Origin of the sequence: Priestia sp. FSL R5-0597, from assembly GCF_038006305.1 — a bacterium.
Taxonomy (GTDB): Bacteria; Bacillota; Bacilli; order Bacillales; family Bacillaceae_H; genus Priestia; species Priestia zanthoxyli.
In genome coordinates, this window is record NZ_JBBOUZ010000001.1 from 3,432,711 (window position 1) to 3,451,278 (window position 18,568).

The following is an 18,568-nucleotide window of genomic DNA, read 5'->3' on the forward strand; positions in this document are numbered from 1 at the left end:
TAATCATAGTTAAACCAAGGTCACTACATGAATACATAGCTGTATATAGATTGTATCTTTAATGTAAAATATTATTTTTTGGTAAATTTGGATTTTTTATTACATTTATATGATAATATAGACAAAAAAGGAGGGTAATATGAAAAAAATACTTAGTTTAGTTACATTATTTGTTTTTTCTATGGGAATAGCTTTACCAACGTTTGCAGAGGCGGCTTCGCAAAAGTTAATTCAACCAATTAATAATGCACGAATTACAGCCGGATACCTCAATACTAAATACCAACAAAAGTTTGGCTTCAAACATTACGGTTGGGATTTAGTCTCAGCAACAAGTAATCGTACAGTTTGGGCAAGTGGTAAAGGGAAAGTTTTAGCCACTGGATATGATGGGGTTCTAGGTAATACGATTATAGTAAAATATCCTCAAGCATACATTCATAGTACAAAAGCGACCAAAGACATTGTAATTCGTTATAATCACCTCGCATCAATAAAAGTAGCAAAAGGTCAAAGCGTCACAAAAGATACGTCTTTAGGTATTTACGGAAACACAGGAAAGTATTCTACAGGAGCACACTTACATTTTGAAATTGATACAGATACTGTAAACTATCAATACTCTCCAACTTTAGGTTCAAGTTCTAACATTATCAAAGCAGGTACAGCTAGCACTGTGCTTTCACCAAAAAGTGTCTTATACACTAAGAACTCCGCACCAGATAATCAGCAAATTTGGATTTTAGGTGATGGCTATCAATCATCGACTGAAGATAATTTACCTATTTTCTAATAGAGGTTCGTTTTTAGACTGTCTTATTTGAGACAGTTTTTTTGTGTCCAAGTTATTGACTCAAGTCTAGTATGTATGTTCTCTTTATAAGGTATACTTCTAAGGAGAGGAGTAGTGATTAATATGCATTATAGTAAAAGAAATCAAGAACCTCCGATTCAAGAGGAAACAGAAATTTGGGAATGTACAGTAGAAGAGTGTAAAGGCTGGATGAGGAAAGACTTCTCTTACGATAGTCATCAGAAATGTCCTTTGTGTAAAAGTCAGATGGAAGCTAAAAAACGGCTTATTGATAAAATCCCCCGTAATCCGCATAAAAAATAATATAAACCTATGCTTTCTAAAAGATTAAACACTATTTATCCATAAAGAAGTCTTGGTTCCTATTTGCTTTCTATTTCTGTTGTATGTTATAACTAGTTAACCTTGTACCAATCGTCTTGTCTAAAACCCAGGCTTTTTCAAAGCCTGGGTTTTCTATTGAACCAATAGTATGCTAATTATGACACCATAAAAAAAAGACCCCTTCACAGGAGTCTTTTTTTATCACTTTTAATTATGCTTTGTGAACGTTAGCAGCTTGTGCTCCGCGTTGACCTTGCTCGATATCAAAAGTAACTTTTTGACCTTCTTCTAATGATTTGAAACCTTCACCTTGAATAGCACTGAAATGAACGAATACATCTTCTCCGCCTTCAACTTCGATGAAACCGAAACCTTTGTCTGCATTAAACCATTTTACTGTACCTTGTGTCATAATGTTGCCTCCTGCTGTGGAATACTCCACAAATGTATTACTAATCTTGCCCAAACATACTATTTCAAGATAAAAACTTCTACTTAGGGTTTTTTCTTTTCTCAATATACCGAACAAAAATAAGTTATCTGTAGTGTAACACATAGTAGGATTGATAGCAAACAAGAAAAATATCCCCTTCAACAAGTTCTAGCTATTCATCTTTCCGTTACCAAGACTTATGATAGGCATATGTAGCATGGCTTATGAATATTCGAGCGTATTGAATATGTGTATATCTTCATTTATTATAGCTATTCCTAATAATTCATTATTTAATCTTTCTTATAAATGAAGAGCATATGTAATCCAAAAAACACCTGTTAACTTTACTGAATTATAAAGAGGCTATTGGGATATTCTATTTAGGGAAGAAGGAAAACAAGTTATTGATTACAACTAATCATTACAAAGCTTCTTACATTTAGGATGAGGTGTCTACAGCAGGCCTATTTCAGAAAACCTTATTGTAAATCGATGTATGTTTGATTCATAAGGGGATGGTAGTCATGAACGTAGTAAGAATATATATAATGGGTAGACAATAATATTCATTTATCACTATACAAATGAGGTGTTTGTCCCAGACCAAGAACGATTTCGTTCACATTGTATATTTTTTTAGCTCAATGCTTAAATGAGGTGTTTGTTAAAGAGAATATACTTTTTCAAGTTACTGTTTCATTAGGCAATGTAATTACGTAAATGAGGTGTTCCTTAAAGATCATATGCTGCATTAAAAGCTGATTTTCCCTTCTTCACATGACGGGATGCATAATCGTTTGCATCTCGTTTTTGTTATACATACTATCTAAGGTATACTTGTTTATTTGTATGTAAGGCTCCCATTAAGGTGTACAGAGTTTTCTTTAATTGTATCCATTTCAATGGATGGTTTATGAAGGAACAAAATGAGGTTAAGCGATTTAATCGATGTTCGCTTTGTATAGTGATTCAAAACAAAAAAATAGCCAACGTAAAAAGCCACTTGTATAAAACAAGTGGCCTTTTGCTACGTTAGATATGAGACTTTTATTTTTCTATACAAAGATTGCTCTGAGCTTGTTTAGTCTGTTTTCGTTTAGATAAAACGTTGTCGACAACAATTACTACGACAGAAACGGCAAGAGCAAAAGCCCCAATCCAAGGAATATAATTCAACAAGCCATTTTTGACAGCAACACCGCCGATACCAGCTCCAGCTGCCATTCCAAGTTGTCCAAAAGCACTGTGTAAACTAAGTACAATGCTTGCTGCAGCAGGAGCAAGGCTTATAAGCTGAAATTGTATTGGCGCACCGGAAGACCAAGCTGAAAGCGCCCAGAAAATAAGCAATACATAGAAAAGAAAAGCAAAGTGACCGATAAACGGAAATAGCATTAGTGCAATAGCATGGAGTAATATTCCTCCAGTTAATGTACGAAATGATCCCCACTTATCTGTACTAAAACCTCCTAATTTGGATCCAATAGCGCTAGCAATACCAAATATAAAGAGAGCTGTAGTTACCCCTTGATTGCTCATTCCGAATGTATTTAAGAAATACGGTGAAATGTACGTAAATACAATGGAATATGAACCTAACCATAGAAACGTGATGAGCAAGTATGCTGAGATTCGTGGTTTCATAAGAAATTTAAACTGCTCACGCAAAGGTACAGGTTCTTCAGCAACTGTTTTTGGTATAGTAAACGACGCTAAGGCGGTGAAAAGTAAGCCTACTACACCAAGCCCAATGAATATTACATTCCAATCATAATGCGAAGCCACAACTCTTCCTATAGGTACACCTACAACCAAAGCAGTACTTTGCCCCGTAACAACTGTAGCAATCGCACCTCCCTGCTTTCCTGGAGCTGCTAAAACTGCAGCAAGGGTTAGAAGCGTAACTTGAATAACACCGGCACTCAGAGCAGAGATGATTCTAGCTGCCATTAGCATTTCATATCCTGTTATAATCGCAATAAGAATATTAATGACAGAGAAAACGGTTAAAGCATAGACAAGCAGTTTTTTTCGTTCCAGTCGAGCAGTCATAGCAATTAGAAAAGGTGTCCCTGCTCCAAAAGCTATTGAGAACACAGTAATTAGCTGTCCTGCAGATGAAACTGAAATGTTATTGGCCTCAGCAATTCTGTCTAAGATTCCGGCAATAACATATTCTGATGTGCCATTAAGAAAACTAATGGCAGCTAATAAATAAATTTTCCATATATTTGACAAAATAAATCACACCTTTTGTTTTTATATTTCGGTATTTCTAGAAATACAGATTTAAGTTCGTAAATTAACCGAGTGTTTGAAAAGTTAACTGTAAAGAGCTGATCTTTGCGCGTAGACAAAGTGACCTTTACAGTTTCTTAAAAAATGTTTTATAAAGGTGACACACCATGAATTTAACGCGCTTATGATAACGATAAGTGATTTGCTTTAGCCTTTTTATCTAAAGTACCAGTAATGGATATACTCAGAATTTAGATGAGGATACCTATTAAGCACTTTAGCCATAATCCAGACAAGAAAAATCATACCTCTTATTTCTATATTTCCTTAAGTATAGAAATAAGAGAAATTACTCCATCACATATGGAGCATACTTTCCAATTAACTCACGGTCTAGGCTGTAATATATATATGTTCCTTCTTTGTAAGTAAACAGAAGTCCGCAATCAGTTAATTGTTTTAAGTGATGGGATAAAGTTGATCCAGCAATTGATTCAAGTTTTGTCCCAATATCCGAACAACATAAATTTGCTTCATTAGCAAGCAAACGAGCAATTTTTAATCGTGTTGGTTCACCGAGTGCTTTATATATTTTTATCGCCTGCTGTAACTTCGAGTTATTCTCCATTTGTTAGCACCCCGCTTTCCTAAATCAATTAGATACATCATATGAGTACAAGCTAACATTACAGTAGCAAATACACTATTGAGATCTCATTTACTAAAGCCAAATGCACTTTAAAAATAAAATCCTCAAAACAGTACTATAAGCACAAATGAAAATAATTTATTACAATCGCTAATCCTAATTATCTTCGGTTAATTTCTTGAAGTTTAATTCTCTTTCATGATACATTGGATTCTAATACAAATGAAATGCATATTAATTATACAGGAGATAACAAAATTGATATGAACAAATCACAAATTGAACTTATTGTCCGGATATCAGAAACAGGAAGTTTTACAAAAGCCGGTGAAGAGCTACATATGACACAACCTGCGGTAAGTCGCGCTGTAGCAACAATTGAATCGCAACTAGGAACGAAGTTAATCAAGAGAGATAAGAAGAATGGATTATCTTTTACAGATGTAGGAGAGCGCATATTAATTACTTTTAGAACAATCCTGAGTGAATTACAAAAAGTAGATGAATTAATTGTGGCTGAACAGGGGTTAGAAATTGGGAAGGTACACATTGGCGCTTACCGAACTGCTTGTACGAGGTTTATTCCTAAAATCATACGTACAATGGAAAGTCAGTATCCTGGTATAGAAATCAAGCTTTCGGAAGGTAGTGTAGATCAAGTAAAAGAGTGGTTACGTTCCAAATGCATTGATGTAGGAATTATTATTCCTCCTGATAAAGATTTTGACACCGTACCTTTGATAAAAGATCAACTGATTGTACTTATGCACTCAAGCCATCCTTTATCTCAGAAAGAAACAATAAGTATCCCTGACCTACAAGGTGAAGATATACTAATTGGAAAATGCGGTTATGAGGTACAAATTCATGCTTTATTCAACGAGTATAACTTGACTCCTAAAGTACGGTTTGAAATGGATTATATAGAGACAGGATTAAGTATGATACAAGAAGGATTAGGAATTACCATTACAACGAAACAAAATATTTGGTGGTTGCCAGACCAAGTCGTTTTTCGTGAATTAAAACCAGATACGTTTAGAGATATCAATATAGCAGTGCTAGATAGTAAAGATACATCCAAAGCAACAGATGCCTTTATTCAAACAGCTCTCACTCTTTTTGCTCAAGAAGATGCTTAAATAGCACTTAAAGAAACATGTGTTGCTATTTAGTGCATATAAAAAAGACAGCCGGTTGATTCAAAAAGTGGCTGTCTTTTTTCTTTCTACTATTTTTAATCGTTGTTGATCAAAAAAAAGGATGATGGAAGAATCCGTATACGTCCTGATTAGAGAAAGGAATATTCAGTAACACGGCTTATTGTATACCGTTATATACTTTGTTTAACAATGTCTTTAGTTGAGTATTTTCTTCATCACTTAATTGACGCGTGACGAAGAGGTGAACGTCTTTAACTAAAGGTGAAAGAGTTTCCTTTAACTCTTCTCCCCTTTCTGTAAGAAATAGATAGTGTAAGCGACGATCTCGTTCACTGTACATTCTTTTTATGAGTCCTTTTTCCTCCATCGCATAAATCATTTCTACAATAGTTGTTTGTTTCTTATCAATTGCTTCTGCTAGTTCTGTTTGGGTTATCCCTTTGTGAGAGTCTAGAACACTAATGATGCTCCATCGTACTGGAGTCATGCCATAAGGTTTGAGCTTTTTCTTGAAATAATTCATTGCTCTTACATCTGTACGATGAATAAGATGGCTTGTTAAATCATGTAAATCCATAACGTCACCTCAGAAAGATAGAAAAATATATCTTTAGCTAATAATCGAATAATATAAAGTCTTATTAGTAGGCGATACCCACGCGTGATTCTATATAATCGCTACTATTTATCTGATCAAATGCATTCATGGGATCTCCCCCTCTTGCACACAGTAATATCACTCTATACTTTAAAAGTTGTTATATAGGCTTTCTCAAAAGTTAAAATAAAAACCACGATTTACTTCGTGGTTTTTATTTCACAGGTAGACCCTCTGCTTTACCCCTAGCTGGTTTTGTGATTTTCCATCCTAATAAGATGGCAATGAACCCTATAATTATAAGAAGATATAACGTCGGAACAAAACTTCCTAGATAATCACGCAGAAATCCAATTATGAACGGGCCGACTGCACCGATCATATATCCAATTGCTTGAGTCATTGCTGACCAAGTACTTGCTTCCATAGGGGAAGATGCCATATCTAATGGTAACAACAAAGTTAGCGACACAAGACCACCGGCACCAACTCCTAAACATATACTTGAAACAATAGGTGTTACGTTTGTAAAACATAAAAGGGATAAACCAATTATTATACTCAAGGTAAAGGTTGTAATCCAAAACCTTCTGCTCGGTAGCACTTTTAAAAGACTAGGTAATAAAAGCGTAGCTGGTAGCTGTGCAATCATAGCGATTGTACCTACAAGACCACCAAATGCTGGCGTCCATCCTTTTTCCTCTACAATGGCTGGTAGCCATGCTGCAAAACAATAAAACAACAGAGTTACAATCCCTACAAAAGAAGTTAATAGCCAGGCTTTTTTATTTTTTAATGGTAAAGAAACCTTCGTCTTTTGTGAAAAACTACTTGCAGGAATACGAGATTGTTTTATTACCACAAGCCAAAGTGGAATAGCGAGTAGCGCAAGAATACTCCAAAATGCTAATCCATTTTTCCATGAATGATTGAACCAGTGTTGAAGTGGTGTCGTTAGCCCAATAGAAATAGATGCACCCACTACCATTGAAGTAGAGTATATGCCTATCATCGATGCTGCCTTGTCTGGAAAATGACTTTTAATGAAACCAGAAAGCAAAGGGCTTACAACACCAATTCCTGCACCAATTAATAAAGCCGTTATTAACAGGTAAATTGAGGAATTCGTAAAGGCCCTTAGAAACGTTGCAATACCTATGCAAGTTATAGCAAAAGTAATCATCTTCTCTGGTTGATAGCGATTTGCTAAACGACCAGCAAATAACGAACAAAAACCAAAACATACCAAAGGAATGGAAGTGAGCAAACTAGCTAAAGTTGAACTCATACCTAGATCCTTCGTTATTCCATGCAATACTGGGCTAACTGAAGTTAGACCCGGCCTAAGGTTAAATGCAGCTAGTATAAGTGCAAGCAGAAACAATTTATTACGATTGACCATACTAATTACCTCCGGTTGATTTCTTGAAGTTTAATTCTCCTTTATGGTACATTAGGTTCCAACATAAATAAAATGCATATTAATTATATGGTATATAACAAAATTGATATGACAAAATCGCAAATTCAGCTTATTGTTCAGATATCGAAAACCGGAAGTTTTACAAAAGACGGCGAAGAACTACATATGACACAGCCTTAAGTATGGTACAAGGAGGATTAGGAATTACGATTACAACAAAAAGAAACTACTTGTCACTGCCAGAACAAGTAGTTTCTAGAGAGTTAAAGCCCAACACGTTCAGAGAAATTAATATAGCAGTGCTAGGAAAGGTACATCAAAAGAAACGGATGCCTTTATCCAAACGGCTCGTGACCTGTGTACTGATGAAGATGCTTAGATACTTTTATCACTTACCCAATAAAGGAATGCTCCTATTAATGCTCCCCATTATCCGACTTTATCTCTAGTTTCTTCGACATTATAAACTCACTCATATGTTGAAAACCATATAACAGAAGTTGTCTAACAGTCAAAATGGTTACGTACTGAAAAGGATTAATTTTCTTAAGCTTAAAGATGCTGCCCTTTTTTAATTTAGGTACAACTACAAATGTAAATGTAGTATGAATCATAAAGTTTACAGCTATATACACAGGCAATTTACGGTATGTGGATTTAAGCACCCACATGGATACAGTAAAAAAGGGCCCCCATGTCCACACATCTTCACCAGGAATTTTCGGATGTATACTTTGTTTAAAAGACCAAAAATTCTTTCTTTTAGCATAAGAATTAAGGTATTTAGTTACCATACAAATAGCAATGGACGCTGGAAGAAAACGTTTAAAATCCTTGCCTTTCATAAATGAAAAGCTGGACCAACAAGTGATAACTAACAGTATTAAAAATAGTCTATTCTTTTTCATGATTTTATACACCTCTCTATTTTAAGGTGTACATCTATTCTAAAATTACACAACGAATTATCTTAAGAGCATGCTGCCTAAGGATTATAATATGTAATCGGTAAAAATTTGAACAACTTATTGACGGTGTTTTCTTGTACATGTTGCCTCATAGTGGTATGCACAATACTTCCTTAAATTTCCATTTTTTCTTACCAGGTACTTCTAAGGATACTGTCTCTCCACTTGGATATATTAATTCTTGTGGAGGTGATAGTAATGGAAAACAAATACTCTAACAAGACAGCTTCAGGAACAGATGTACAACACGTGAAGCAAAAGAATGCTCAAGCATCTTCTGGCAAATACGGTACGGAATTTGCTAGCGAGACTGACGTACAACACGTTAAACGTCAAAACGCTCAAGCAAACAAAAACCAAAAATAATGTTAAAAGGGTTCTTTCATGCTCGTTGAAAGAACCCTTTGTGATACAAGGTTATTCTTCGGGAAGTAATAAAATCTTCCCTAACTTCCCTTTATTTTTAAAATACACTTGGGCTTCTTTTGCTTTGTCTAAAGGGAAAATTTTATCGATAACCGGTTTAATTTCCCCCTCAGAAATGGCCTTAAGCATATCTTTAAACTCTGCTCTCGTTCCCAACACAGATCCATACATTGTAATATGTTTTAGATACAATGTTCTAAAATCAAAATTTGTATGCTGACCACCAGCAGAACCTGAAATGCAAAATTTCCCGCCGTTTTTTAACACTTGAAGAGATATGGAAAACAAAGCATCTCCTACAACATCTAGAACGGAATCGACCGGACCTCCGTTCAGTTCTAAAATGTCTTCTGAAAGAGCATCAGATTTATATGATAATACGTGTGTGGCTCCCAATTCCTTAATTCTTTCTTGATTCTCTAAGTCCCCCGTGATTGCAATAACTTTAGCACCAAAGACTTTAGAGGCAATCTGTACATTTAATGATCCCACACCACCATTTGCTCCAGTTACTATAACTGTCTCACCTGGTTGAGCTTGAATTTGGTTGACCATGTGCCAAGCAGTTAACCCACTTACCGAAAAAACAGCACTTTCTGAATAGCTTGATAGGGGCATGTCAAAGCAAAGTTCAGCAGGCCAAACCACATATTCAGCATAACCACCATCGTATTCTGAACCTATAAAGGACATATCATCAGAAATATGTTCGTACCCTTCTTCTCCACTAGATATAAAAGGGAATAACACAACATCTTTTCCCACTATAGAATCCTCTACTAACTTTCCTGCTTTTACTACTTTTCCCGTTATATCAGATCCTGGTGTACGTGGAAACTGGACTCCTTCCGGTCGCCATCCAGATTTTGAGTCAGTACCGTAAGCACCCTCTCTCATCCAAATTTCTGTATTGTTAATAGCACAGGCCTTCACTTTTATAAGAACTTCATTTTCTTTCGGTTCAGGTATAGGAATTTCTACTAGGCTTAATTTACTTACGTCTCCATACCCTGTTACTTGTACAGCTTTCATAGAACAGTCCCCTTCTTTTTTACGAATATAGTTTTAATATATTTCATACGGCTGCTTATAGTTTAGAAAAAAACATGCATATTTCATTATGCACTCTTCTTTCTATTATCATCAAGTTTGGAGTCAGTATACTTTTACGGCCTTTTCTTTTTACTTCTGTTTCGCAGTGTCAAAAACCATTGGATCATTAAATTTAGAAATATTAATAAACTCTCTTTTTTATTGTTTTGTAACATGGCGCTACCATATAATAAAAAACACCAGCAAAAGATTTTGCTGGTGGAAAGAGATTATTTATTAGTAAGCGCCTTGTGAATAAGTTAACTCATAGCTATGCGTATAAATTTCAAAAATATTTCCAAATGGATCTTCTACATAAACCATTTTATATGGTTTTTCTCCTGGGTAATATTCTCTGATAGGCATACGTTGTTTACCACCATGTTGCTTAATTTTCTCTACAAGACCTTCAATATCTGGATCCTGAATGCAGAAATGGAAAATTCCTGTTTTCCAATACTCAAAGTTATTTTCAGGTTTTTCATTTTCAGGGAACTCAAACATTTCTACGCCAATTTTATCTCCCGTAGCTAAATGTGCAATTCTGAATTTATCCCAGTCATCTCCAAATACATCTCGACACATTTGACCGATAGGTGTGTCATCATTTTCTACATCTGAAGGTTCCATAATAACGTACCAACCGAACACATCAGTATAGAATTTAATTGCCTCATCTAGGTTAGGTACTGAAAGACCAATATGAGAAAATGTTTTAGGATATGTGAACATAATTTATATTCCTCCAATATTTTTAATGATTTTAGTGTTTGCTGTCGAACACATAAATAGTGTATTTCACAATTTTAAATTATGGAAGAACGCACTTTTTTGTAAGAAACTAACCTAAAGGTAAGAAAGGACTGAAGAATGGAATGAGCACTCCGATAGACGATACAGGAAAATTAAAATGTTCTATTGAATATACATTAGGAAAAATAGGTAATAAATGGAAAACGTTGATCCTATGGCATTTAGGCGTAGACGGGACATTAAGGTATAGTGAATTACGTCATTTGTTACCTGGTGTGAGCCATAAAGTAATGACGAAACAATTAAAAGAACTTGAGCAAGATGACTTAATTAATAGGACTCAATACAATACTGTACCACCTAAAGTGGACTATTCCTTAACCAGCAAGGGAAAAACGTTAATGCCCATCTTAGACCTGATGCATACATGGGGGAAAGAACATGGAGAAGGTTTTTGATTAGAGAGCTTTGACAAAAATATTTGCCTATCGTAAAATACTCTAAATCTTGGGAATCAATTAAGAACTGGTATATAGGAAGCAATACCGTTAAAATGTAATCTTGTACATATTAAATTAAGTTGTACTAAGGGTTATACAGTATTAGGAAATCTAACTCACCCTTAAAAGTGGTTAAGAGCATCAGAAAATGAGATGGTCGAAAGCTTTGAGTGAAAATTAGAACTTGAATAACGTTATAAAAAAGCAACCTCGGCATGGAGTGGCCAATGAACGAGGTTGCTTTTTTATAAGGGTTTGTTCATACGTATCCGAAGTATTGAAATATAAGTATATTACCATTTTATATAATTAAAGGATATTTTTAACGTGTTGCTGCATATGAATAAAAGGTGCGCTTTTTATGCATCATCTCTTCAACTACTTGTAAGGAGAAATTCGTCATATCAAGGATGTATAAAAAGCTGAATATTCTATAAAAGTGACCCTTGTAGAACCCTTACTCCCATAAGGGTTCTCTTTTTTCGTGTCTTCTGGAAAGAGTGTTTATGTAAACTAGCTTTGTATATGGTATACATTTTCTGATGATGACTCATGATTGTATAAGAACTCTTCTTTTAATATTGAATACATTTTTAAATTTTGATGTTTTCCCTTTATAAACATGGCTTTTCTAAGGGTTCCTTCAAAGGACATGCCCAATTTTTTCATTACACATGCTGATCCTTTGTTTTCTACAAAGCATCTTGCTTGGACACGAATAAGTTCCATATGGTTAAAACCAAATTTAATCACTTCGTTTGCGGCTTCTGTTGCTATACCGTTTCCCCAATAATCTTTAGAAATGATATATCCGATTTCAGCTATATTGTGTTCTGTATGCCAAGAGATAAAATCAATAGTACCTATAAGTTTGCCATTTTCTTTATACTCTATCGCCCAGGGAGCAATTTTTCTATTCTCATATTGATTTAACACGAATTTAACGAAGTTAGTAGTATCGTCAAGTGCTTGATGAGTGTCCCACGTAACGTATTTAGATACTTCTTCGTTAGAGCAATAAGAGTACATATCTTCAACATCATGTAACGTTATTTTTCTTAATATCAGACGTTCTGTTTCAAGTTCGGGTAAATCGCCAAATATTTCTTCAATCTTCATGAAAAACGCCTCCATAATTGTTATTTATTAACATTATATATGTAATTTGTATAAAATAAAAAGTATCATTAAATTTTAGTAGAATGATACTTTTTATTTCCGATAATATGTTTTATGTTAACTAGAAAGAAATAGCTGCTGCCATAACATCAAATGCTATTCGATTTCTAAAGTATTAAAAATTAAAAAAACTGTTAAAGTTACAGGTGGTGCAACTAAATTTGCTAACAAACTTGCTAAATCTTATGATTACTATTCAAGAATTAAAAAGCCTGGTAGCAGAGTTGCTAAATACTCCAAAACAAAAGCTATGAAATTAGCGTTGAAAAGGACAGCTAGAGCTACACCAGGTGCTTTTGACGCATTATAAGTACCCCTAGAAATAGATACGTTTATTAATGATTTTCTAAAGTAAGTTTCACTACACCCTTGGAGTAGCTTATTCAGGTAAAGGGGATTGTTTTGTATGTTTAGTAAAAAAAGAACATATCAAATATTAATAGCTATTGTTGCGATTGGACTTGTTGTTTACAACTACACATTAAAATCTAGTGTGAGTGAAGCGACAGATTCCTACGTTATTTTCCCTATTAGTATTGTGTTACTTTTATTATTTGCCTTTATGTACGTAAAAATAGATAAAAAAGATGATTAAAAACAGCTTTTGTCTCCCCTACTTAAACCCCAGATAATCAAAATATCTGGGGTTTTTTATTATAAAGGTTTTAATGTTTACATTAGATAACGACAAATACATAGCTTTTCTACAAATTGCATATATCTTAGATTACTAAATATTAATGGATTTAATACTAATTCTGTTTATCTAGATGAATTAAGGAGATACTTATTCCTCAGGTTCATTAAAAGAAGTATTTTTTATCCACTCTTTTTTCAATAATGCATACTGAAGAGTATTTTCATACTTAGGTGTTCCATCTTCGTATTTAGTAAACGAAATAAACTCAACAAAACGTCCTTCTTTACGCATTCCTAATTTTTCACATAGTTTTTGTGATTTATAGTTATCCTCCTCAACGTATGCATAGATTCTTCTTGCATCCAATTGAGTAAACAGATACCTAAGGCACTCCTTCACACTCTCGCTTGCGTACCCTTTCCCCTCATATTGAGCATTAAAGTGCCAACCAATGGAATAAGTATCTGGATCTTCCTTTAAGTAGAATATTTCTCCTATTAGATAATCACTGCCTTTTAAGCAGACTGCAACAAAAGAGTCATCTTTTCTTCTTTTTTGAGCTTTTAAAGTAGCTTCCTCTATTGTGTGAACTTTGTCTTCAAGAAAGCAGTTTACCCTTGGATTAGCCAAGTATTCCAAAAGAGCTTGAGAGTCTGCTTTAGAAAAGTTTCTCAATAGTAATCGATCAGTTTCAATCTTTTTCATTAAAATTCCTCCTAACCTATATTTACGGGCTTATTTCTCTGAAAAGACAACAACAATAATTTAGGGGATAACATAGCAATAATGGTTGGCTAAGCTTTTGTAGTTTTAGCTGTTAACGTCTTCAGCAACGCGTTCACCAATATCAAGTACACGCGAAATATTTTGCACAATTTCAGGAAGACCAACTACTGCCTCTTGAAACATCCAAATATAAGCTAGAACTGCATAAATAGCACCAGGCGTAGTACCCTGAACACCTGTAAGTCTAAGTAGTGTAGCTAGGGTTAAGAGAATGACGACAATCTCCATCATCCCCCATGTTTTAGCCTCAGCGTTAGAAATAGCAACACGCCACAAACGTAATCGTGCAAAATGTTTTTGAACAATGGTAAGTGGACGATGAACGACTATATCTGCCTCTTCTTCAATCCGGTTGTTAAGTGCGTGATTCAAACGATAAGAACGTCGACCGAACCAATGGTTTATGATTAGTATTGGAATTAGTGCCAATAAACTTAAGAACCCAATAAACTGGTCATAAAGAAATAACATGATAATAGCGCCTAAAAATCGAATAACCGTTGTTACAACTGCTGGCAGCTCCATCTGAAAGAAATCTACTACCTCTCGAGACAATGAGACACGCCCTACAATTCGAGTTCCTTTTACTCCATCAGCACGCTGGCGCTCTACCATTTCTGCAGCAACATTAGAATAAATTCCAACGAATACTTTGGTATCGTAAACGTGTCTGAACAAGCCAACCCCTAGGTGAAGGATCCATAGTAGAGCAAGTGGTATAAGGCTAGCCGGATTCCCTTTAAGCAACCCATCGATTGCAAAACCAATTGTTGCAGCGTAAAGAAGATCGCAAACATTTTCAACAAGAGTGAGCATATAGGTAAGGCTAATTCCTTTACGATTTTTTGACCATATACCTTGAAGGAGTTGACCTACGGAGGATTTTTTCTTTTTTATCATTTGCATCTTATCTACTCTTTCTTTTCTCTAATTAAACAAACTTTAATTCTATTCATTGCTTTATCTTCAAATTCATCATCAATTTGCCTTTTCACTTACTTTAATGAAATAAAGGACTCGTCATTGCTGTTTATATCCCCTTTCCAGTACAATGAACATCATAAAGTATATGGTTACCGTATAGTCAAGGAGGATTTTATGAGTGAAGAGTTGGAAAAGTACTTTAGTACTGGTGAATTCGCGAATCTCTGTCGTGTAAAAAAGCAAACTCTATTTCATTATGACGAGATAGGGTTACTTTCACCTCAAATAAAAAAAGAGAATGGATATAGATACTATTCGTATGAACAATTTGAAGTCTTTCAAGTGATTGCCTTATTTAAAGAATTTGGTGTTCCATTAAAAGAGATAAAAGTTCTTTTAAAAGATAAAAAACCAATAAATATGATTACTCTTTTAAAGGAAAAATCTCTTGAAATTGAAGAAAAAATTAAGAGCCTTAATCATTTACAAGCAATTATTCAAACGCGTTTACAGTTAGCAGAACATGCTTTAAAAACTGATTTTTCTTCTATTTCATTGCAATATTTAGATGAAGAAACCTTTATGATTAGTGAAAATATTTTAGAAGAAGCCGAACAAAAATATACTACAGTTATTCCGGAGCTCATTCATTATACTCAACTTCATAAATTAGACCGAGGATATCCAATTGGAGCAATGCTTGCGAGAGAACAAATTCAAAAAAAAGAGTTTTACAATTACGAACATTTGTATATCAAAATCCCAGAAGAGATAGAAAAAATTCATTGTCATACACGTCCCCAGGGACTATATGTTGTTGGGTATCAAAAAGGTGCCGAAACTGAACATGCTTACGATCGAATTATTCAATTCGTTAGAGAAAAAGGGTTAAAAATAGGGGAGTATGCATATGAGGAATACGTGATTGATGAGGTAATGGCAGATGGAATAGAGAATTCAATTACAAGAATTCAACTTCAAATTCAAAGCCAATAACGTTTTTTTAGTTTGTATTGCAAAGAGGTATCATATTTACTAAACATATGTGGCGTATACAAACTAAAAATAGAAAACCCAACCTGTGAGCTCTAAAGGTTGGGTTTTCTGTTTTTGTAAACGGAGTATAGGAGAATTGCTTATTGATTTTTCTAGATGGCAATTCTAGATGGCAATAATGAGGAAACGTTATTCTTCATAAAGACGGATTGCTTCTTTTAGCACAATAACATCCTTCTCATTAATCCTCAATCTCAATTCCAGCTTGCTTAAATGGTTCTAATACTTGTGGATCACACATTGAAATATAGTCCACTGTTTTTAAATTCGTTAAGTTCTGAAATCCTTCAACAGACCGTACATCAAATAAACTATCTTCTCCATCCCAGTCTGGCTTTAGAATATGATAAATTTCATTACCTCCATCAAAGCAAAGGCATTCAACCTTTTCCAAATCACTCTTTTCCAGAGTTAACTCTTCTAAATAATCTTTGATCTCAACAATTGGGCCAGCACCAGAATACCATTCAAAATTATTGGTATACTTATCTTTTAAATCGGTTAATTCTTCTAGAAATAATGGCTCTTGATCTAATAAAGCTTCAATAACCACTAATTTAAAATTAAAATCTGTAAACATTGCACTTTTCCCCATTTTGCTACCTCCGATTTTATCTCTGTATTAGGCTTGCAATCGCCCCTGCACTATTCGTATTATAACAATCATCTATAAACAAAACCTGCGTTTTCACGTATATTTTTCGTTTTTATTATTTTCTCGTTGACGGCATAACTGAACCAAACATTCAACCACAACTTAGTTGACTTTACTTTTATTCCGTGTTAATTTGTATATGCAAATGAAGAAAAGGAATGATTACATGAATAACGAAGAAGAACAAATATTAATACACTGCCTTTACTTTACAGCTAGCCGATTTGCTCGCAACATTACAAAATTAGCTGAAAAAACATTTGATTTTGGTGACGTCGCTCCCTCCTACCTTTACATGATTATGATTGTAAAGTTTCATCCGGATATCACTCAGAAAGAACTGTGCCACAAGCTATCAATTGCTCCTTCTACAAGTACGAGGTTTATTGATAAACTTGAAAAATTAAAGCTTGTCGTCAAAAAAATGGATGGAAAGCAGACGCGGATCTCGTTAACGGATGAAGGAGAAAAAGTGTATCATCAGTTTCGCGTTTCTTTAAAAGAATTGTTTACTAATTACTCAGAAATATTAGGAGATGAATTTAGTAAAGACTTAAGTAAAATGCTGCATGAAGCGAGCAATAAGTTAGAGAAAGAATCGTAATTTTTTTACCCCTTCATTTGCATATACAAATATAATGGGAGGATTCAATGTGTCTGAAAAACTATTACTAATTGTTGGTTCTGGTCCAGGGATTAGCTTAAATACAGCAAAGAAATTTGGAAAAGAAGGGTTTAAAGTGGCTATGATTTCCCGTAGTATGGACTCCTTACAGAGATATGAAGATGAGCTTAAAAACGACGGAATTATAGCAAAAGGATTTCCAGGTGATGTCTCTTCTGAAGAATCTTTAAGAAAAGCCATTGATAAAGTAATTAAAACTTATGGAAAAGTTGATGTTCTTTTATATAATGCTGCTTCAGGAAGACCTGGCAAACCAACAACATTGAGCGCTGATCAATTAGTAGAAGATTTTAAAATCAGTGTAGCTGGAGCTCTTACTGCTGTTAAAGAAACAGTTCCCCATATGCAAAACGGAGCCATTTTGTTAACAGGCGGCGGATTAGCTCTTCATCCATATGCTGACTATTCTTCATTAGCGATTGGAAAAGCAGGCATTCGTAATTTAGCATATAGCTTAAATCAAGAACTTGCTCCAAAAGGAATTTACGTTGGAACGTTGACTATTAAGGGTTTTGTTGAAGAAGGAACGTACGTCTCACCTGCAAATATTGCTGAGGCCTTCTATCACATGTTTGAAAACCGAAAAGACGTAGAGGTCACTTTTGAAGAAAAGTAAAAATTTTTAACACATCATTTGTATATACAAATATAAAAGGAGTTTAGTTATGAAAAAAACATTAGTTATTGTTGCACATCCCAATTTAACCACTTCAACCATTAACAAAACATGGAAAGATCGCTTGAGTCAAGAGAGCGACATTACTGTTCATGATTTATATGCCACATATCCAAACGGTACTATTGATGTTGCTTACGAACAACAATTGCTGCTTGAACACGAACGGATTGTGTTTCAATTCCCGCTCTACTGGTACAGCAGTCCTTCTTTATTAAAGGAGTGGCAGGATGTTGTTCTTAGTTATGGTTGGGCATACGGATCTGAAGGCACAAAATTGCATGGAAAAGAGTTTATGTTAGCCATTTCAACAGGCGGACCTGAAGCAGCCTATCAAGCTGGTGGATCTAACCTTTTCAGCATGAGTGAACTAACCAAACCGTTTCAAGCAACAGCTAACTTGACCGGTATGCGATTTTTGCCCTCTTTCATAAAACAAGGAGCACGTATCTTAACGAACGAACAAGTCCATGAAAGTGCTGAAGAGTTGTTGCATCACCTCAAAATTACCTTTTAAGCGCGGGCAATCTTTGTACAAAACATCTGATATATTCTCACAAAAATTGTAGCGCAAATAAAAAAA

22 protein-coding genes are annotated in these 18,568 nt (G+C 34.6%); 10 read left to right on the forward strand and 12 right to left on the reverse strand.

The window, feature by feature from the left end; all coding sequences use genetic code 11:
• Nucleotides 1-139 precede the first annotated feature (139 nt).
• Both MKX72_RS17970 and MKX72_RS17975 read left to right on the forward strand, forming a co-directional pair.
• On the forward strand, nucleotides 140-793 hold the full coding sequence (locus MKX72_RS17970; RefSeq protein WP_014458934.1) for a M23 family metallopeptidase: 654 nt from the start codon (nucleotides 140-142) through the stop codon (nucleotides 791-793).
• 123 nt (nucleotides 794-916) lie between these two features.
• Nucleotides 917-1,117, forward strand: coding sequence for a cold-inducible protein YdjO-related protein (locus MKX72_RS17975; protein ID WP_033580116.1), 201 nt, complete (start codon nucleotides 917-919; stop codon nucleotides 1,115-1,117).
• A 232-nt stretch (nucleotides 1,118-1,349) separates the two neighbouring features.
• Here the strand turns inward: MKX72_RS17975 and MKX72_RS17980 are convergent, their stop codons facing one another.
• The 3 genes from MKX72_RS17980 to MKX72_RS17990 form a co-directional block, all read right to left on the reverse strand.
• Nucleotides 1,350-1,550 carry a cold-shock protein gene (locus tag MKX72_RS17980; RefSeq protein WP_033580115.1) on the reverse strand — a complete coding sequence of 67 codons (201 nt, stop codon included), beginning with the start codon at nucleotides 1,548-1,550 and terminating at the stop codon, nucleotides 1,350-1,352.
• 1,071 nt (nucleotides 1,551-2,621) lie between these two features.
• The gene (locus MKX72_RS17985; RefSeq protein ID WP_186808511.1) at nucleotides 2,622-3,812 is read right to left on the reverse strand and encodes an MFS transporter; all 1,191 of its coding nucleotides are present in this window, start codon (nucleotides 3,810-3,812) and stop codon (nucleotides 2,622-2,624) included.
• 349 nt (nucleotides 3,813-4,161) lie between these two features.
• The gene (locus tag MKX72_RS17990) at nucleotides 4,162-4,440 is read right to left on the reverse strand and encodes an ArsR/SmtB family transcription factor (RefSeq protein WP_154991877.1); all 279 of its coding nucleotides are present in this window, start codon (nucleotides 4,438-4,440) and stop codon (nucleotides 4,162-4,164) included.
• A gap of 284 nt (nucleotides 4,441-4,724) precedes the next feature.
• Between MKX72_RS17990 and MKX72_RS17995 the strand changes: the two genes are divergently transcribed.
• Complete coding sequence (locus MKX72_RS17995; RefSeq protein ID WP_165636282.1) at nucleotides 4,725-5,603, forward strand: LysR family transcriptional regulator; 879 nt, start codon at nucleotides 4,725-4,727, stop codon at nucleotides 5,601-5,603.
• 178 nt (nucleotides 5,604-5,781) lie between these two features.
• Here the strand turns inward: MKX72_RS17995 and MKX72_RS18000 are convergent, their stop codons facing one another.
• From MKX72_RS18000 to MKX72_RS18010, 3 genes are all read right to left on the reverse strand, one after another.
• Nucleotides 5,782-6,201: a MarR family winged helix-turn-helix transcriptional regulator gene (locus MKX72_RS18000; RefSeq protein ID WP_098112504.1), complete on the reverse strand. Its 420-nt coding sequence runs from the start codon at nucleotides 6,199-6,201 to the stop codon at nucleotides 5,782-5,784.
• Between the two features lie 235 nt (nucleotides 6,202-6,436).
• Nucleotides 6,437-7,624: an MFS transporter gene (locus tag MKX72_RS18005; RefSeq protein ID WP_154991875.1), complete on the reverse strand. Its 1,188-nt coding sequence runs from the start codon at nucleotides 7,622-7,624 to the stop codon at nucleotides 6,437-6,439.
• Between the two features lie 437 nt (nucleotides 7,625-8,061).
• On the reverse strand, nucleotides 8,062-8,553 hold the full coding sequence (locus MKX72_RS18010) for a hypothetical protein (protein WP_154990006.1): 492 nt from the start codon (nucleotides 8,551-8,553) through the stop codon (nucleotides 8,062-8,064).
• Nucleotides 8,554-8,811: 258 nt separating this feature from the next.
• On the opposite strand from MKX72_RS18010, the gene MKX72_RS18015 reads away from it, so the two are divergent.
• On the forward strand, nucleotides 8,812-8,979 hold the full coding sequence (locus MKX72_RS18015; protein WP_033580113.1) for a gamma-type small acid-soluble spore protein: 168 nt from the start codon (nucleotides 8,812-8,814) through the stop codon (nucleotides 8,977-8,979).
• A gap of 51 nt (nucleotides 8,980-9,030) precedes the next feature.
• Here MKX72_RS18015 and MKX72_RS18020 read toward each other — a convergent pair whose 3' ends face one another.
• Together MKX72_RS18020 and MKX72_RS18025 are read right to left on the reverse strand one after the other, a co-directional pair.
• A complete protein-coding gene (locus MKX72_RS18020; protein WP_154991874.1) occupies nucleotides 9,031-10,071 on the reverse strand; it encodes a zinc-binding dehydrogenase in 1,041 nt (346 codons plus the stop codon).
• Nucleotides 10,072-10,368: 297 nt separating this feature from the next.
• A complete protein-coding gene (locus MKX72_RS18025) occupies nucleotides 10,369-10,863 on the reverse strand; it encodes a lactoylglutathione lyase family protein (RefSeq protein ID WP_154991873.1) in 495 nt (164 codons plus the stop codon).
• Nucleotides 10,864-11,006: 143 nt separating this feature from the next.
• On the opposite strand from MKX72_RS18025, the gene MKX72_RS18030 reads away from it, so the two are divergent.
• The gene (locus MKX72_RS18030) at nucleotides 11,007-11,342 is read left to right on the forward strand and encodes a winged helix-turn-helix transcriptional regulator (protein WP_155007783.1); all 336 of its coding nucleotides are present in this window, start codon (nucleotides 11,007-11,009) and stop codon (nucleotides 11,340-11,342) included.
• Between the two features lie 555 nt (nucleotides 11,343-11,897).
• On the opposite strand, the gene MKX72_RS18035 is transcribed toward MKX72_RS18030, so the two are convergent.
• Complete coding sequence (locus tag MKX72_RS18035; protein WP_098626320.1) at nucleotides 11,898-12,503, reverse strand: GNAT family N-acetyltransferase; 606 nt, start codon at nucleotides 12,501-12,503, stop codon at nucleotides 11,898-11,900.
• 466 nt (nucleotides 12,504-12,969) lie between these two features.
• On the opposite strand from MKX72_RS18035, the gene MKX72_RS18040 reads away from it, so the two are divergent.
• Nucleotides 12,970-13,158, forward strand: a complete 189-nt coding sequence (locus tag MKX72_RS18040) for a hypothetical protein (RefSeq protein WP_098626318.1) — start codon at nucleotides 12,970-12,972, stop codon at nucleotides 13,156-13,158.
• A gap of 192 nt (nucleotides 13,159-13,350) precedes the next feature.
• Here the strand turns inward: MKX72_RS18040 and MKX72_RS18045 are convergent, their stop codons facing one another.
• Both MKX72_RS18045 and MKX72_RS18050 read right to left on the reverse strand, forming a co-directional pair.
• Entirely contained in the window at nucleotides 13,351-13,908 is a 558-nt protein-coding gene (locus tag MKX72_RS18045; protein WP_155007782.1) for a GNAT family N-acetyltransferase, read from the reverse strand.
• 105 nt (nucleotides 13,909-14,013) lie between these two features.
• Complete coding sequence (locus tag MKX72_RS18050) at nucleotides 14,014-14,895, reverse strand: ABC transporter six-transmembrane domain-containing protein (RefSeq protein WP_033580099.1); 882 nt, start codon at nucleotides 14,893-14,895, stop codon at nucleotides 14,014-14,016.
• A gap of 192 nt (nucleotides 14,896-15,087) precedes the next feature.
• On the opposite strand from MKX72_RS18050, the gene MKX72_RS18055 reads away from it, so the two are divergent.
• Entirely contained in the window at nucleotides 15,088-15,909 is an 822-nt protein-coding gene (locus MKX72_RS18055) for a MerR family transcriptional regulator (RefSeq protein WP_034267284.1), read from the forward strand.
• A 241-nt stretch (nucleotides 15,910-16,150) separates the two neighbouring features.
• On the opposite strand, the gene MKX72_RS18060 is transcribed toward MKX72_RS18055, so the two are convergent.
• Entirely contained in the window at nucleotides 16,151-16,564 is a 414-nt protein-coding gene (locus tag MKX72_RS18060; protein ID WP_155007781.1) for a DUF6892 domain-containing protein, read from the reverse strand.
• A 226-nt stretch (nucleotides 16,565-16,790) separates the two neighbouring features.
• Between MKX72_RS18060 and MKX72_RS18065 the strand changes: the two genes are divergently transcribed.
• Genes MKX72_RS18065 through MKX72_RS18075 form a run of 3 tightly spaced genes read left to right on the forward strand, consistent with a single transcriptional unit; the run spans nucleotide 16,791 to nucleotide 18,502 of the window.
• Entirely contained in the window at nucleotides 16,791-17,228 is a 438-nt protein-coding gene (locus tag MKX72_RS18065) for a MarR family winged helix-turn-helix transcriptional regulator (RefSeq protein WP_014458900.1), read from the forward strand.
• Nucleotides 17,229-17,277: 49 nt separating this feature from the next.
• On the forward strand, nucleotides 17,278-17,925 hold the full coding sequence (locus MKX72_RS18070) for an SDR family NAD(P)-dependent oxidoreductase (RefSeq protein ID WP_155007780.1): 648 nt from the start codon (nucleotides 17,278-17,280) through the stop codon (nucleotides 17,923-17,925).
• Between the two features lie 49 nt (nucleotides 17,926-17,974).
• Entirely contained in the window at nucleotides 17,975-18,502 is a 528-nt protein-coding gene (locus tag MKX72_RS18075) for an NAD(P)H-dependent oxidoreductase (RefSeq protein WP_034267293.1), read from the forward strand.
• Nucleotides 18,503-18,568: the final 66 nt, after the last annotated feature.

Bases quoted from the DNA above. Each gene is read 5' to 3' on its own strand.
- MKX72_RS17970 (WP_014458934.1), top strand. From the start codon at position 140: ATGAAAAAAATACTTAGTTTAGTTACATTATTTGTTTTTTCTATGGGA.
- MKX72_RS17975 (WP_033580116.1), top strand. From the start codon at position 917: ATGCATTATAGTAAAAGAAATCAAGAACCTCCGATTCAAGAGGAAACA.
- MKX72_RS17980 (WP_033580115.1), bottom strand. From the start codon at position 1,550: ATGACACAAGGTACAGTAAAATGGTTTAATGCAGACAAAGGTTTCGGT.
- MKX72_RS17990 (WP_154991877.1), bottom strand. From the start codon at position 4,440: ATGGAGAATAACTCGAAGTTACAGCAGGCGATAAAAATATATAAAGCA.
- MKX72_RS17995 (WP_165636282.1), top strand. From the start codon at position 4,725: ATGAACAAATCACAAATTGAACTTATTGTCCGGATATCAGAAACAGGA.
- MKX72_RS18000 (WP_098112504.1), bottom strand. From the start codon at position 6,201: ATGGATTTACATGATTTAACAAGCCATCTTATTCATCGTACAGATGTA.
- MKX72_RS18005 (WP_154991875.1), bottom strand. From the start codon at position 7,624: ATGGTCAATCGTAATAAATTGTTTCTGCTTGCACTTATACTAGCTGCA.
- MKX72_RS18010 (WP_154990006.1), bottom strand. From the start codon at position 8,553: ATGAAAAAGAATAGACTATTTTTAATACTGTTAGTTATCACTTGTTGG.
- MKX72_RS18015 (WP_033580113.1), top strand. From the start codon at position 8,812: ATGGAAAACAAATACTCTAACAAGACAGCTTCAGGAACAGATGTACAA.
- MKX72_RS18020 (WP_154991874.1), bottom strand. From the start codon at position 10,071: ATGAAAGCTGTACAAGTAACAGGGTATGGAGACGTAAGTAAATTAAGC.
- MKX72_RS18025 (WP_154991873.1), bottom strand. From the start codon at position 10,863: ATGTTCACATATCCTAAAACATTTTCTCATATTGGTCTTTCAGTACCT.
- MKX72_RS18030 (WP_155007783.1), top strand. From the start codon at position 11,007: ATGAGCACTCCGATAGACGATACAGGAAAATTAAAATGTTCTATTGAA.
- MKX72_RS18035 (WP_098626320.1), bottom strand. From the start codon at position 12,503: ATGAAGATTGAAGAAATATTTGGCGATTTACCCGAACTTGAAACAGAA.
- MKX72_RS18040 (WP_098626318.1), top strand. From the start codon at position 12,970: ATGTTTAGTAAAAAAAGAACATATCAAATATTAATAGCTATTGTTGCG.
- MKX72_RS18045 (WP_155007782.1), bottom strand. From the start codon at position 13,908: ATGAAAAAGATTGAAACTGATCGATTACTATTGAGAAACTTTTCTAAA.
- MKX72_RS18050 (WP_033580099.1), bottom strand. From the start codon at position 14,895: ATGCAAATGATAAAAAAGAAAAAATCCTCCGTAGGTCAACTCCTTCAA.
- MKX72_RS18055 (WP_034267284.1), top strand. From the start codon at position 15,088: ATGAGTGAAGAGTTGGAAAAGTACTTTAGTACTGGTGAATTCGCGAAT.
- MKX72_RS18060 (WP_155007781.1), bottom strand. From the start codon at position 16,564: ATGGGGAAAAGTGCAATGTTTACAGATTTTAATTTTAAATTAGTGGTT.
- MKX72_RS18065 (WP_014458900.1), top strand. From the start codon at position 16,791: ATGAATAACGAAGAAGAACAAATATTAATACACTGCCTTTACTTTACA.
- MKX72_RS18075 (WP_034267293.1), top strand. From the start codon at position 17,975: ATGAAAAAAACATTAGTTATTGTTGCACATCCCAATTTAACCACTTCA.